The following is a 13,837-nucleotide window of genomic DNA, read 5'->3' as shown; positions in this document are numbered from 1 at the left end:
GTAGTGCCCCCATTAACGACTGAAGGGCCCGTACCGGGCCCTTCAGGAATGGTGGATCTTACTGGACTCGAACCAGCGACCTCTCGCGTGTGAAGCGAACGCTCTAACCAACTGAGCTAAAGATCCAACAGCGTGCCAGCGCCTTCCCCGTCAGGGGTTGACAGCTATGAAAGCTTAGCAGAACCGGGGCCCAACCCGAAAACGGGCCGCGCGAGCCGCGGTGACGGCCGGTCGGCGCGGCGCACCTACGATGAACGGCATGGACTCCTTCACGCGGCTGGGCAGGCACCCGGCCTTCCGGACCGGTGCCTCCGTCGCCGTGGCCACGGGCCTCTACGGGATCTCCTTCGGCGCCCTCGGGGTCGCGGCGGGGCTGGACGTGTGGCAGACGATCGCCCTGAGCGCGCTGATGTTCACGGGTGGTTCACAGTTCGCCTTCGTGGGAGTGCTGGCCGGCGGGGGCGGGGGCGCCGCGGCCACGGGTGCCGCCAGCCTGCTCGGGGTCCGCAACGCCGTCTACGGGGTCCAGCTCAACGCCATGATGCGGCCCGGTCCCGCCCTGAAGCCACTGGCCGCCCACGTGACCATCGATGAGTCCGCGGCCACGTCCATGGCCCAGCCCGATCCGCACGGGCGCCGCATCGGGTTCTGGACGGCCGGCGTCGGGGTGTGGCTGACGTGGGTGGCCTTCACGGTGCTCGGCGCGGTCGCCGGGGACCTGATGGGCGACCCGAAGGCCTGGGGGCTGGACGGTGCGGCCGCCGCGGCGATGCTCGGCCTGCTGTGGCCCCGGTTGAAGACCGGTGACGCCTGGGCCCTGGCGGCGGTGACGGCGCTCGTCACCACGATCGCCCTGCCGGCACTGCCCTCCGGGATCCCGATCCTGGTCGCCGGGGCCGTGGCGGGGCTGTGGGGCTGGTTCGGGGCCCCGGCACGCCGGGGGCGTGGCCCGCGGGGAGGCCAGCCGGGGCCTGCACGGACGGAACGGACCGGCACGAGGGAGTCGACGGCGTGAGCACGTGGGAATGGGTCCTGCTGGCGAGCGCGATCGCCTTCGGCACCAAGTTGCTGGGCTACCTCGTGCCCGCCACGGTCCTGGATGACCCGAGGATGCTGCGCACGGCCAACGCGGTGACCATCGGGCTGCTGTCCGCGCTCGTGGTGATGAACGCCGCCGCCGCCGGCCAGGGACTGGCACTGGACGCCCGGCTCGGCGCGGTCGTGGCCGCCGCGGTCGCGCTGGTGCTGCGCGCCCCGTTCCTGGTGGTCGTGATCACCGGGGCGGTGGCCGCGGCCGGATTGCGCCTGCTCGGCGTCCCCTGATCAGCCGGTCCGTCAGCGGCGGGTCATCGCGCCGTGATGGAGGCGACCCAGGTGGACTTCAGCCCCGCACGGGACCGGAGCTGGTTGCCCGTGATCCGTGCGGTCGCGCCGTTCGCGGCCGTCGCCGTCACGTACTGCACCGAGCCCGCCCCGTCCCGCGTGAACCGGACCGAGTGCACGCTGGGCAGTCCGAAGGCCTGGGCCATCGCGGCCTGGCTGATCGTCTGCGTCCAGGAGGCATTCGGGTTGTTCGCGGCGGCGGAGAGGCTGTAGGGGTCCGGCCTGCCCTGCAGGTACGGCACCGCGTTGCCCCAGACGTCCTGCGCCGAGCGGGTGTGGCCGCCGCTGGAGGAGAAGTACGTGGCGTCGATGATCGACCCACGGTGCCACAGGCTCTTCGCCGCCACCGGTGAGGAGGTCGGATCGCCCGGCCGGGCGCGCGTCACGGTCGCGTCCACGGCGGCCTTCCATCGGTTCCCGTAGCGGCCGCCACCCTCGTTCTCCTTGGCCCAGCCGGTGAACTTCTGTGAGCGCACCTCGTCCCAGACGTGGCAGCCGCACTCGGCCTTGAGCGTGTTCATGTTCCGCAGCGCGTAGGAGCGTCCGGCCACGGCCTGGGCCTGGAGCGCGGTGGCGGGCCAGGAGGAGGGCATCTCGGCCAGGCCGTAGAGGTACTCGTCGTTCATCCGTAGTTCGGTGACCACGTTGAGCTTGCCGTTGACCACCGAGATGACGAGCTTCCCGTGGCGCAGGTCCAGGGGCTGGCTTCCGTTCGCGGCCGGCACCCGGACGGTGGCGGCCTCCGACGAGTCCGGTGACCAGAACCGGGTGCCGGGCCACTCCAGGACAGCGGAGGCAGACCGCTTCCGCTTCCCGTCCGGCATGGTGACGAGCACGGCTCCGCCGTCCGCGGCGAGGCGCACCGCGCCGCGGGCCTGCAGCACCGTTCCGGCGATCCGGACGCGCTGCAGGCCCGGCGTCCCGCCGGCGAGCCTCGTGGCCTGGATCGTAGTCGACTGCGGGGAGGCCAGGTGGACGGAGATGTTGGTGGCCGCCCGGTGCGCGGACTGGGTGACGTCCGCACCGGAGTAGTAGTACCGCAGGATGTGCTCGACCGAGCGGCCCTCCTCGGCCATGGCCCGGGCGCCGTACTGGCTCATGCCCGCTCCGTGCCCCCAGCCGGACCCCCTGACCGTGAAGCTGGTCGGCGGCCGTCCGCTGGGGGGCCGGGTCCCCACCAGGTCTGCGTGGGCCCGGTGCAGGAACGCCGAGGCGTGGCCGCGGGTGATGTCCTGCTGTTGCCGGAAGGAACCGTCGTTGAAACCCGCGGTGATGCCCCGCGCCGCGGCCCAGGTGATGGCCCGGTAGTTGGGTGAGGACGGCCCGAGGTCGGTGAAGGGACTGGTCGCCGGCGGCGTGGAGGACGCGTCGGCCAGCCGGTAGAGGAAGGCGGTCAGCTCCCCGCGGGTCACCGGTTCGCCCGGACCGAAGGTGCCGTCGGCCCGGCCCACGGTGGCACCCGTGTCTGCCAGCCAGGAGATCGCGGTGAAGTGCGGGCCCCCCGGGGCCACGTCCGAGAAGTCGCGTTGCTGGTCGACGGTGACCTCCGGCCGGACCTGGCGGTACAGGAAGGCGGCCATCTCGCCACGGGTGATCGGCTGGCCGGGCCTGAAGGTCCCGTCGGCGTATCCCACGGTGATGCCCCTGCAGGCCATCCACATGATGTCGCCACGGAAGGCGGCCCCCGCCGGGACATCGGTGAAGTCCGTCCGCTCGCACGATTCCGTCGCGGCCCGGGCGCTGCCGGCCGGCAGGGACGCGGGAGCCACGAGGAGGGCCGTCGCGGCGATGAGCACCGAGGCCACGACGCCCCGGGACCACGTGCGTCCGGCCCGCCGGCCGGCAGGACGGCCACCGGCCGGCGTCGGCACGGTGGCGGGTTCCCGGGACGGGACGGAACGGACTGGCACGGTGGATCTCCCCTGGTCAACGGGACATCGTGGCGCCCGGCGGCGGTGCGCGCGTCCCGGGGGGCCTATGCCACCGCGGCACGCCCGGCCGTCCGTTCCTGCGGGCCGGCACCCCGCGCGGGGGACGAAGAACCCCGCCCCGCCGGCACGAGGGCCGGCAGGACGGGGTTCGCAGAGCCCCCTACCGGATTCGAACCGGTGACCCCCTGTTTACAAGACAGGTGCTCTGGCCAGCTGAGCTAAGGAGGCGAGAAGGGCCGGGCCCCGGGCGCCGTGGCGGCGCCGGAAGACCGGCCCTTCAAGGGTAGCGGATCGGCCCCTGGCGCACCGTCGCCGGAGACGACCGGCCGGCCACCGGGCCCTGCGGTCAGTCGGTCAGGACTTCTTCTCCATCACGGACTGGGCCCAGTCGGCGAAGGACTGGCCCTCCTGGGCGGACTCGGCCCAGTTCTGGCCGTTGACGAACACGGTCGGGGTGCCGGTCACGCCGTCCGCCCGCGCGGTCGCCCCGCTGTACTTGACGTAGGGACGGTAGGTGTTGCCGTCGATGCACCCGTTGACGTCGGCACCCAGGCCGGAGGCCATGGACTTGAGGTCGTCGTCGCTCATGCCCTCACCGGTGTAGGCGGCGAACACCTGGGCCACGAAGGAGTTGTAGTTCTCCGGCGAGCCCTCGGCCACGCACAGGGCGGCGTTGGCGGCGCGCGAGGAGTAGTTGCCGGTGGCCGGGTTGTCCAGGAAGTCCAGCAGCCGGTACTCCACGGTGGCCTCGCCGGCGTCCAGCCACTGGTTCAGCTGCTCGCCGTTCTCGGACTCGAAGCTGGCGCAGTGCACGCAGTTGGCATCGGCGTAGATGATGATCTGGGCCGGGTCGCCGGCCCCGCGCTCCTCGAGGCCGGGCACGGTCTCCATCGGGGTGGGCGTCTCCGGCACCTCGACGGAGGTGGCGTCCACCTGCTCGCCGCCGAACTCGCTGGGTGCCAGCTCGGTGGTCGAGGTCAGCACCACGCCGCCGTGCTCGTTGGCCACGGTGGGTGCCGGGCCGGCGTCGGGAATGGAACGGGACGAGTTCATGAAGATGACGCCCACGACCACGGCGACCACCACCACGACGCCGATGACGACGCCCCAGCGGACCATGAGGGACCGGCGCTTCTCCTGGCGCCGCTGTTCCTCCTGCATCCGGCGGGCCTTCTCACGGGCGCTCTGCTGTCGTTCTGCCTTGGTCTGCTTGTCGTTGGAAGCCATCGTCCTGCCTGTCGGTGGGGCTGCGGTGTGGGTCGGTGCCGGCGGCCGGTACCCCCTGATACCTCGTCCGGGCCGGGGGTCAGCCTACCGGCCCTTCCTGAGAACCCGTGGCGGATGGCGACGGCGCCCGTTCCCCCTCCCCGGGCGCTCCGGGCACCGGCCGCACCGCGGCTGAGGCTAGGCTTGACGAGGGCCGTCGGTCCGTCCGGCGCCCCGGTCGCCTGTGCCGCGCGGGCGGCGCAGTTGAGGACGAGGAGGCCCGTCGTGAGCGACACCCAGCACACCGGATTACCCACTGGCACCGTGCCGTTCGTGGACCGGACCGAGGGGGAGCCGCCCGCCCCCGGACAGTACGACCTCGTCGTGGTCTCGAACCGGCTGGCGGTCGACCGGGTGGTGGACGAGCAGGGCAACGCCAGCTGGCAGCGGTCCCCCGGCGGCCTGGTGACCGCGCTGGCTCCCATCATGGCCAGCGAGGAGGGCGCGTGGGTCGGCTGGAACGGCGCCCCCCAGGACTCCGGGGACGCGGACCAGGCCACCGACCCCTTCGACCATGACGGCATGCACCTGGTGCCCGTGCCGCTGTCGGAGCAGGACATCGAGGAGTACTACGCGGGCTTCTCCAACGCCACCCTGTGGCCGATCTACCACGACGTGATCGCCCGCCCCGAGTTCCACCGCCAGTGGTGGGACACCTACCAGCAGGTCAACGCCCGGTTCGCGCGGGCCGCCGCGCAGACGGCATCGGAGGGGGCGACCGTCTGGGTGCAGGACTACCAGCTGCAGTTGGTCCCCCGGATGCTGCGACGGCTGCGCCCGGACCTGCGCATCGGCTACTTCCACCACATCCCGTTCGCACCGGTGGAGATCTTCGCCCAGCTGCCCTGGCGTCGCCCGGTGCTGGAGGGACTGCTCGGGGCGGACCTCATCGGCTTCCAGCGCACCTCGGACGTGGAGAACTTCCAGCGCTCCGTGGAGCGCATCCTGGGTGAGACGTTCACCTCGGGCTCCCTCGAGGTGGCGGACCTCGACGGCGGTTCGCGCACCGTGGCTGCCGAGGCGTTCCCCATCTCGATCGACGCGCAGACGGTCACCGCCCTGGCGGCGGATCCCGAGATCCAGGCCCGGTCCCGCCAGATCCGGGAGGAACTGGGCAATCCGCAGACCATCCTGCTCGGCGTGGACCGGCTGGACTACACGAAGGGGATCCGCCACCGGATCAAGGCCTTCGCCGAGCTGCTGGAGGACGCGCAGGTCACCGTGGAACAGGCGTGCCTGGTCCAGGTCGCCAGTCCCTCGCGGGAGAACGTGGAGACCTACCGGGAGCTGCGGGACGAGATCGAGCTGTCCGTGGGCCGGGTCAACGGCACCTTCGACACCATGGGCCACACCGCGATCCGCTACCTGCACCACTCCTACCCCGTGGAGGAGATGGTGGCCCTCTACCTGGCCGCCGACGTCATGCTGGTCACCGCGCTGCGGGACGGCATGAACCTCGTGGCCAAGGAGTACGCGGCCGTGCGCGGCGACTGGGGCGGCGTCCTCGTCCTGTCCGAGTTCGCCGGCGCCGCCGACCAGCTCCGTGACGCCCTGCTGGTCAATCCGCACGACATCGACGGCCTCAAGGACGCCATCATGGAGGCCATCCAGATGGACCCCCAGGACGCCCGCCGGCGGATGGGGGCCATGCACCGGCAGGTCCTCACGAACGACGTCGCCAAGTGGTCCCGGGACTTCCTCGACCGCCTGGGCGGACGGACCAAGCGGCGCCGGCCCCGGCCGGAGGACGCCGTCCAGAGCGCCTTCATGGACACCGACGACGACCGCGAGCGCCGCGAGGACGAGCACGCCGAACACGCTGAACAGGCCGAACAGGCGCGACGGGCCGAGCAGTTGCGGCTGGCCGATGACTGACGGCCTGGACCCTGACCTGGAGCGCGCCCTGCGTGAGTTCTCCGCCCGGGACACCGTGCTGGTGGCCCTGGACTTCGACGGCGTCGTCTCCGAGCTCGTGGACCGCGCCGAGGACGCCCGGCCGGTCCCGGAGAACGCCGCGGCCCTGGACGCGCTGACGGGGCTGCCCGGGGTCCACACCGCCCTGGTCTCCGGCCGCGCCCTGGAGTCCCTCATCACCGTTGCCACGCCCCCGGACCGGACCCTGCTGATCGGCTCCCACGGGGCCGAGCGGCGCCTGGGACCGGACGCGCCCCCGCTGGAACTGGACGATACGCAGCGCAGGACGCTGGCCGACGTCGGGGCCGTGCTGGAGCGGATCGCGGCGCGCTACCCGGACTCCTGGGTGGAGCACAAGCCGGCCGGCCGGGTGCTGCAGGTGCGGCTGGCCGCGACGGAGCAGGCCAGGCGCCAGGCCGTGGCGGAGGCCGAGGCGGCGCTGGTGGGCCGGGACGGGATCTACCCCGGCCACGGCAAGGACGTGTACGAGGTCTCCGTGGTGCGTGCGGACAAGGGCCAGGGCCTGGACCTGCTGCGCCGGACCAGCGGTGCCGAGGCGGTCCTGTTCGCGGGGGACGACGTCACCGACGAGCACGGCTTCGCCCGCCTCGACCCCACCACGGACGTCGGCATCAAGGTCGGCGACGGCCCGACGGCGGCCCGGTTCCGGATCGACGGGCCGGCCGCGCTGGCCCCGGTGCTCCAGGCGGTGGCCCGATGGCGTCGGTGACCCTGGAGAACGTCACCGTGCGTTACCCGGACGCCCCGGGGCCCGCCCTGGACGGGCTGGACCTGCACGCCGCGGACGGGCAGTTCGTGGTGATCACGGGCCCGCCGCGCGCCGGCAAGTCCACCCTGCTGCGCGTGCTGGCCGGGCAGGAGGACCCCACGAGCGGGCGGGTGCTGATCGGCGGGGTGGATGTCACCGCCGTCCCGGCCCAGGGCCGTGACGCCGTGCTGGTGTTCCAGAACTACGCCCTCTACCCGCACATGAGCGTGCGGGACAACATGAGCTTCGCCCTGCGCGTGGCCGGCGTCCCCGAGGCCGAACGCGAGGAGCGGGTGTCCGAGGCCGCCCGGCTGCTGGACCTGACGGACCGGCTGGACCTCGGCCCGGACCGGCTCACCGGGCCCCAGCGCCAGCAGGTGGCGCTGGCCCGGGCCGTGGTCCGGCGGCCGGCGGTGCTGCTCATGGACGACCCGCTGGCCATGGTGTCCCCGGAGCTGAGGGACCACACCGCGGACCTGATCCGCTCGCTGGTCCGGAACCTGCGGGTCACCACCCTGCAGGCCACGGCCGATCCCGGACCCCTGGCCTCCGCGGCGGACCGGGTGCTGCGGCTGGACGGGGGTCGGCTCATGGAGGACACTGCGGACACGGGCGTCGTGCCCGCCTGAGGGGCCGGGGGCAGTCCCCCACTGCGCACGGGTCCCCGGTCGCCCGCGACCATCGCGACGGAAGGAGCTGTCCCTTGGCCTCACGCACCGGACTGGACATCACGACCTCGGTGTCCTCGCAGTTGGGCGCCACGGAGCTGCTGGCCCTGCCCTGGGACGTCTCCCTGGAGGACTGGCCGGTGCGGACCCTCGCCGCCCTGCCCCGCGGCATCTCCCGGCACGTGGTGCGGTTCGCGCACCTGGCCGGGGCCGTGGTGGCGGTGAAGGAGACCACGGAGGAGTCCGCGCGGCGGGAGTACCAGTTGCTGCGGCGCCTGGAACGGCTGAACCTGCCGTGCGTGGAACCGGTGGCCGTGGTCAGCGGCCGCACCACGGCGGACGGGGAACCGTTGCTGACGGCGCTGGTCACCCGCCACCTGCGCTTCTCCCTGCCCTACCGCGCGGTGTTCTCCCGCAGCCTCCACCAGGACACCGTCACGCGGCTGATCGACGCGATGGCCCTGTTGCTGGTGGAACTGCACCTGGTGGGCTTCTACTGGGGGGACGTGTCCCTGTCCAACACGTTGTTCCGCCGCGACGCCGGTGCGTTCGCCGCCTACCTGGTGGACGCCGAGACGGGGGAACTGCACCCCTCCCTGTCCCGCGGGCAGCGCGAGCACGACCTGGAGATCGCCCGCGTCAACATCGCCGGGGAGCTGATGGACCTGGCGAGCGGGGGCATGCTGGACCCGGACGTGGATCCGGTGACGACCTCCGAGCTGATCATCAACGCCTACCGCCGACTCTGGGACGAGCTCACCGGGGACATGTCCTTCCGCACCGAGGAGCGCTGGCGGGTGGAGGACCGGATCCGCCGGCTCAACGCCCTGGGCTTCGACGTGGAGGAGTACGCGATCCGCACCACCCCCGACGGTTCCGAGCTGGTGCTGCAGCCCAAGGTGGTGGACCCGGGCCACCACCAGCGGCGGTTGCTGGGCCTGACCGGGCTGGACGTGCAGGAGAACCAGGCCCGCCGGCTGCTGCGGGACATCGACCACTTCCGTGCCGACCGGCACCCCGAGCTCGACGAGCAGGAGGCCGCCCACCTCTGGGTCGAGGAGGTGTTCGACCTCGTGACCCGGTCCATCCCCCCCGAGCTCTCCGGCAAGCTCGAACCGGCCGAGGTGATGCACCAGTTGCTGGAGCACCGGTGGTACCTGTCCGAGAACCAGAACCGGTCCGTGCCGCTGACCGAGGCCCTGCAGTCCTACATCAGCACCGTGCTGCCCGCGCGGCGGGACGAGGACGCGGTGGCCCTGCACCCCACCACCACCATGCTGCGGGCCGTACCGCCGCGGGCCGCCGGTCCGGACGGCCCCTGGAGCCCGCAGTCCGCGCAGACCCCCGGACTGTGACCCCGGACTGTGACCCCGGGCCCGGGCGTCCCCGTCCCGGGGACCGGCCGGGCCGCAGGGCCGGTCAGCGACGCCCGAGGAGCAGGAAACCGGGTGCGGGGACGGACGCCGGCAGTGCGTCCTCGCCGGCGGGACCACCCTGGTCGCCGGCCGGCACCGGCCCGTCGACGCCGTGCCCGGCCAGCAGCCGGTGGCCGGCCAGTTCGGGCGGGACCGGCAGGGGGTCCTCACCGAAGGCGGCCAGGAGCACCACGGATCCCGCGCCGTGCCCGCCGGCCTGGAGGGAGACACCCACCCCGGTCCCGACGTCGGCCGCCCCCTTCCGCAGGCCACGGTCCAGCCGCAGGTGGCGCCGGCCGGCGTCGACGGTGGCGTGTGTGGTGGCGCGGTCGGGGTCGGTCAGTTCGGGCAGTTCGGCGCGCAGGGCGGCCAGCCGGCGGTACAGCTCCAGCAGCCGGGCGTGCCGGCCGGTGCCGGCCTCCTCCCAGCGCAGCGTGGAGTCCCGGAAGGTCTGCTCCGCCTGCGGGTCCGGGACGGCGTCGTGGTCCCAGGCCATGCGCTCGAACTCCCTGCGCCGGCCCTGGGTCACCGCCTCGGCCAGTTCCGGCTCGCGGTGGGCCGTGAAGAACTGCCAGGGCGTGGACGCCGCCCACTCCTCCCCCATGAACAGCATGGGGGTGAAGGGCCCGGCCATCAGCAGCGCCGCCCCGATGGCCAGTCGCCCCTCGTCCAGGGACGCGGTCAACCGGTCCCCCGTGGCCCGGTTGCCGACCTGGTCGTGGTTCTGGGTGCACACCACGAGGGCCTCCGCCGGGGTGTGCTCGCCCAGCGGGCGGCCGTGGTGGCGGCGGCGGAAGGACGAGTAGGTGCCGTCGTGGAAGAAGCCCTCGTTGAGGACCTTGCCCAGTGCGTCCAGGGAGGCGAAGTCGGCGTAGTAGCCCTCGGTCTCCCCGGTCAGCGCCACGTGCACGGCGTGGTGGAAGTCGTCCGACCACTGGCCGGTGAGCCCGTGACCACCGGCGCCGCCGGGTGCGCGGGGGCTGATCATCCGCGGATCGTTCAGGTCCGATTCGGCCACCAGCACCAGGGGCCGGCCCAGCCGCGCGGACAGGGCGTCGACCTCGGCGGCCATCTCCTCGAGCACGTGGACCGCGCGGGTGTCGTGCAGTGCGTGGACGGCGTCCAGCCGGAAGCCGTCCACGTGGTACTCCTCGGCCCACATCCGCACGTTGTCGAGGATGTACCGGCGGACCTCGTCCGAGTCCGGGCCGTCCAGGTTCAGGCCGCTGCCCCAGCCGGTGGACTGCTCGGTCAGGTAGGGACCGAACTTCGGCAGGTAGTTCCCGGAGGGACCCAGGTGGTTGTAGACGACGTCCTGCAGGACCGCCAGACCGGCTGCGTGGCACGCGTCCACGAAGCGCCGGTAGGCCTCGGGCCCGCCGTAGGAGGCGTCCACGGCGTACCAGCCGACACCGTCGTAGCCCCAGTTGTGCCGGCCGCCGAAGGAGTTCACGGGCAGCAGTTCCACGTGCGTCACCCCGAGCGAGACGAGGTGGCCGAGCCGGTCGACGGCCGCGGCGAGGGTGCCCTCGGGGGTGAAGGTGCCCACGTGGAGCTCGTAGATGACCGCGCCGCGCAGGGGCCGTCCGGTCCAGTCGCCGTCGTGCCAGTCGTAGGCCTCGGCGTCCACCAGCCGGGAGGGGCCGTGGACGGTGTCCGGCTGGCACCGCGAGCGCGGGTCCGGGAACGGTCCCTCGCCGTCCACGCGGTATCCGTAGCCCACGTCGGTGCCTCCGGGAGCGGTGGCCCCGGGCACCCACCACCCGTCCCCGGCCGGTTCCATCGGGAACGCCTGGGCGCCGGCCCACCGGTCGGCGCTGTCGTGGACGGCCCCCGGCTCGCGGTCGGTGACCATCAGCTCGACGGTCCCGGCCTCCGGTGCCCAGACCGACCACCGGGTGTCCCGTGGGTGCGCTGAGTGCCCCTGCTCCCGGGACGTTCCCCGGTCCCTCGTCTCCGTCATCGCAGCGTGTTCCCCTCCTCCGGTACCAGCAGGGCGACCGGGTGGTGTTCGAAGATCTCGGCCAGTCGGGTGGTCCCGTCCGTGAAGGCCCCGCCGAAACGGCGTCCGGTGATCAGGTCCACCACGGCCTGGCGGGGCAGCACCACGGCGGTGTCACCCCAGCCGCCCTCGTCGGCCAGTCCCAGCGGCCAGCGGGTGGCCAGGGTGATGCAGCCCCCGCGGGAGAACGCGACCACGTGGTCGGCGGCCTCGCCGAGGACGTCCAGGTCCTGGTAGCGGTTGAACCACTCGGGGTGTTCCCGGCGGGCCCGCAGCGCCCGTGAGGTGACCAGCAGCTTCAGCCCGGCGGCGTACTCGGCGAGTGCCTCGCCGTCGACCTGGCCGGTGTCCTCGGCGGGCCGGGGGAACTCGGGGGTCCAGCCGCCGTCGAGCCGGGCCAGCAGCGCCGCCCGCTCGCGGAAGTCCACGGGCCGGCGGTTGTCCGGGTCCACGAGCGTGGGGAACGGGACCTCGGTGCCCTGGTAGACGTCCGGGATCCCGGGCATGGTCAGCTGGATGAGCTTCATGGCCAGCTGGTTCGAGACTCCGGCCACGGTGATCCGGTCGGCGACCGCCTGGACGGCCTCGCGCAGTTCCCCGGTGCCCGTGGCCCGTTCGGCGAGGTCTGCCAGGAGGGTCTCGAACCGCTCGTCCGGCTCGGTCCAGGTGGTGCGCGTGGCCGCCTCGCGCGCCGCCTTGAGCGCGTAGTCGGCCAGCCGCTGGGTCTCCAGGGCCGTGCCGTCCACCGGCCAGGCGCCCACGACCGTCTCCCACAGCAGTTTCTCGAACGGGCCGTCCCCGAGCGGGGCCATCTGCCGGAACCGTTCCAGGGCGGCCGTCCACTCCCGGGGGATCTCGGAGAGCACGTCGATCCGGGCGCGCACGTCCTCGCTGCGCTTGGTGTCGTGCGTGGACAGTGTGGTCATGGTGCGGGGCATCCGGGCCTGCCGGTCGGCCTGGGCGGCGTGGAAGGCGTCCAGGTCCAGGGCGAACGCCGACGGGTCCCCGCCGACCTCGTTGAGCGAGGCCAGCCGGGTGTACCGGTAGAACGCCGTGTCCTCCACGCCCTTGGCCATGACCATGCCGGAGGTCTGCTGGAAGCGCTCGGCCACCGGGTGGTCGGGATCCGCCAGCAACGGCATGAGGGCCTCGAGCACGTCGGCGAGCTCGGGACGGCGGCGCCGGGCCTCGGCCGCGGCGTCGTCCAGGTGCTCGCGGCCGGTGGGCAGGTAGGAGCGGTAGACGGGGAAGCAGGCCAGCAGCTCGGCCAGGGCGTCTTGGACCCGGTGCTCACCGTGCTCCTCGCCGTCGGCCTGCTCCCCGGGGATGACGCCGGGCACCAGCCGGGCCAGCCGCTCCACCTCGGAGCGCAGCATGCCATCCGCCACCGCCCTCTTGGTGCCGTGGATCATCTCCGCCCACACCACCTCCGCGTCCGGGTCCGCCCAGTCCCCGAGCCGGGCGGCCACCGCGTCCAGCTCGGGGGCCCCGGCCGGGTCGACCAGGACGCGGTCCACCTCGCCGAGGGCGTCGTAACCGGTGGTGCCGTCCACGGCCCACGCCGCGGGCATCCGCTCGCCGGGCTCGAGGATCTTCTCCCCCAGCAGGTAGATCCCGCCCGTGGCCTGGCGCAGGTTCTCGAAGTAGCCGCCCGGGTCGGCCAGTCCGTCCGGGTGGTCCACGCGCAGCCCGTCCACGAGCCCGTCGCGGACCCAGGACAGGATCTCCCGGTGCGTCTCGGAGAACACGCGCGGGATCTCGACCCGGACCCCGGCCAGTGAGTTGACCGCGAAGAAGCGGCGGTAGTTCAGCCGCTCGTCGGCCTCCCGCCAGGGCATCAGGCGGTAGTTCTGCAGCGCGTGGGCCGCCCGGGCCACGCGCTCCTCCTCGGGACGGTCCGCGGGGGCGCCGCCGCCGTCGGGACCGTCCGTGCCGGCCGCGACGGCGGCGCGCGCCGCCTCCTCGGTGCCCGGGGCCAGCGGGTAGACGTTGTCGTAGTAGTGCAGTTCCCCGTCCACGATCCGCAGCCTCGACAGCTCGGCCTCGGGGTCCTCCTCCGTGCCGTCACCCAGCACGGGCAGCCAGATCCGGCTGTCCCCGGCGGCCCAGTCGATGTCGAAGGCCATCGCGTACTTCGAGGCCCGGCCGTGCTTGAGCACGTCCCACCACCAGGCGTTGTCCTTCGGGGTGGCCACGCCCACGTGGTTGGGGACGATGTCCGCCAGGATCCCGCCGCCCGCCTCGTGGACCGCCTCGGCGAGCTCGCGCAGCCCGGCCTCTCCCCCGCGGGCATCATCCACGTGGGTGGGGTCCACCACGTCGTAGCCGTGGGTCGAGCCCTCCTCGGCGCCGAGCATCGGGGACAGGTACACCCAGTCCACGCCGAGGTCCCGCAGGTACGGCAGCACCGTACGCGCATCGTCCAGGGTGAAGTCACCGGTCAGTTGCAGGCGGTAGGTGGACGTGGGGACTCTCTGCGGACTGGTCAC

General features: G+C 73.1%; 10 protein-coding genes and 2 tRNA genes. 6 read left to right on the top strand and 6 right to left on the bottom strand.

Going from position 1 to position 13,837, the window contains the following annotated elements:
* Positions 1-49 precede the first annotated feature (49 nt).
* Positions 50-126 (bottom strand) — tRNA-Val (locus GGQ69_RS00565).
* Between the two features lie 133 nt (positions 127-259).
* Between GGQ69_RS00565 and GGQ69_RS00560 the strand changes: the two genes are divergently transcribed.
* Entirely contained in the window at positions 260-1,015 is a 756-nt protein-coding gene (locus GGQ69_RS00560) for an AzlC family ABC transporter permease (RefSeq protein WP_370577031.1), read from the top strand.
* Positions 1,012-1,323 (top strand): AzlD domain-containing protein, encoded by a 312-nt coding sequence (locus GGQ69_RS00555; protein ID WP_183523393.1) that lies wholly within the window; start codon positions 1,012-1,014, stop codon positions 1,321-1,323. Before GGQ69_RS00560 ends, GGQ69_RS00555 begins: the two co-directional genes overlap by 4 nt.
* Positions 1,324-1,346: 23 nt before the next feature.
* Here GGQ69_RS00555 and GGQ69_RS00550 read toward each other — a convergent pair whose 3' ends face one another.
* From GGQ69_RS00550 to GGQ69_RS00540, 3 genes are all read right to left on the bottom strand, one after another.
* Positions 1,347-3,293, bottom strand: a complete 1,947-nt coding sequence (locus GGQ69_RS00550) for a SpoIID/LytB domain-containing protein (protein ID WP_183523391.1) — start codon at positions 3,291-3,293, stop codon at positions 1,347-1,349.
* Positions 3,294-3,468: 175 nt separating this feature from the next.
* Positions 3,469-3,542: transfer RNA gene (locus GGQ69_RS00545), tRNA-Thr, on the bottom strand.
* A gap of 126 nt (positions 3,543-3,668) precedes the next feature.
* Positions 3,669-4,541 carry a thioredoxin domain-containing protein gene (locus GGQ69_RS00540; RefSeq protein WP_183523389.1) on the bottom strand — a complete coding sequence of 291 codons (873 nt, stop codon included), beginning with the start codon at positions 4,539-4,541 and terminating at the stop codon, positions 3,669-3,671.
* A gap of 303 nt (positions 4,542-4,844) precedes the next feature.
* Between GGQ69_RS00540 and GGQ69_RS00535 the strand changes: the two genes are divergently transcribed.
* From GGQ69_RS00535 to GGQ69_RS00520, 4 genes are all read left to right on the top strand, one after another.
* On the top strand, positions 4,845-6,455 hold the full coding sequence (locus GGQ69_RS00535; protein ID WP_183528102.1) for a trehalose-6-phosphate synthase: 1,611 nt from the start codon (positions 4,845-4,847) through the stop codon (positions 6,453-6,455).
* Entirely contained in the window at positions 6,448-7,224 is a 777-nt protein-coding gene (gene otsB, locus GGQ69_RS00530) for a trehalose-phosphatase (protein WP_183523387.1), read from the top strand. Before GGQ69_RS00535 ends, otsB begins: the two co-directional genes overlap by 8 nt.
* Entirely contained in the window at positions 7,212-7,892 is a 681-nt protein-coding gene (locus GGQ69_RS00525) for an ABC transporter ATP-binding protein (RefSeq protein ID WP_183523385.1), read from the top strand. The genes otsB and GGQ69_RS00525 overlap by 13 nt, the downstream gene beginning before the upstream one ends.
* Positions 7,893-7,966: 74 nt before the next feature.
* Entirely contained in the window at positions 7,967-9,286 is a 1,320-nt protein-coding gene (locus tag GGQ69_RS00520) for a DUF4032 domain-containing protein (RefSeq protein WP_183523383.1), read from the top strand.
* 64 nt (positions 9,287-9,350) lie between these two features.
* Here the strand turns inward: GGQ69_RS00520 and treZ are convergent, their stop codons facing one another.
* Positions 9,351-11,309 carry a malto-oligosyltrehalose trehalohydrolase gene (gene treZ / locus GGQ69_RS00515; RefSeq protein ID WP_183523381.1) on the bottom strand — a complete coding sequence of 653 codons (1,959 nt, stop codon included), beginning with the start codon at positions 11,307-11,309 and terminating at the stop codon, positions 9,351-9,353.
* Positions 11,306-13,837 carry a malto-oligosyltrehalose synthase gene (gene treY / locus GGQ69_RS00510; RefSeq protein WP_183523379.1) on the bottom strand — a complete coding sequence of 844 codons (2,532 nt, stop codon included), beginning with the start codon at positions 13,835-13,837 and terminating at the stop codon, positions 11,306-11,308. Before treY ends, treZ begins: the two co-directional genes overlap by 4 nt.

It is taken from the genome of Micrococcus sp. TA1, from assembly GCF_014199555.1.
Classification (GTDB): Bacteria; Actinomycetota; Actinomycetes; order Actinomycetales; family Micrococcaceae; genus Citricoccus.
The sequence above is the reverse complement of the archived record's forward strand: the minus strand, read 5'-3'. Positions and strand labels throughout refer to the sequence as shown.

Bases quoted from the DNA above. Each gene is read 5' to 3' on its own strand.
- GGQ69_RS00560 (WP_370577031.1), top strand. From the start codon at position 260: ATGGACTCCTTCACGCGGCTGGGCAGGCACCCGGCCTTCCGGACCGGT.
- GGQ69_RS00540 (WP_183523389.1), bottom strand. From the start codon at position 4,541: ATGGCTTCCAACGACAAGCAGACCAAGGCAGAACGACAGCAGAGCGCC.
- otsB (WP_183523387.1), top strand. From the start codon at position 6,448: ATGACTGACGGCCTGGACCCTGACCTGGAGCGCGCCCTGCGTGAGTTC.
- GGQ69_RS00525 (WP_183523385.1), top strand. From the start codon at position 7,212: ATGGCGTCGGTGACCCTGGAGAACGTCACCGTGCGTTACCCGGACGCC.
- treZ (WP_183523381.1), bottom strand. From the start codon at position 11,309: ATGACGGAGACGAGGGACCGGGGAACGTCCCGGGAGCAGGGGCACTCA.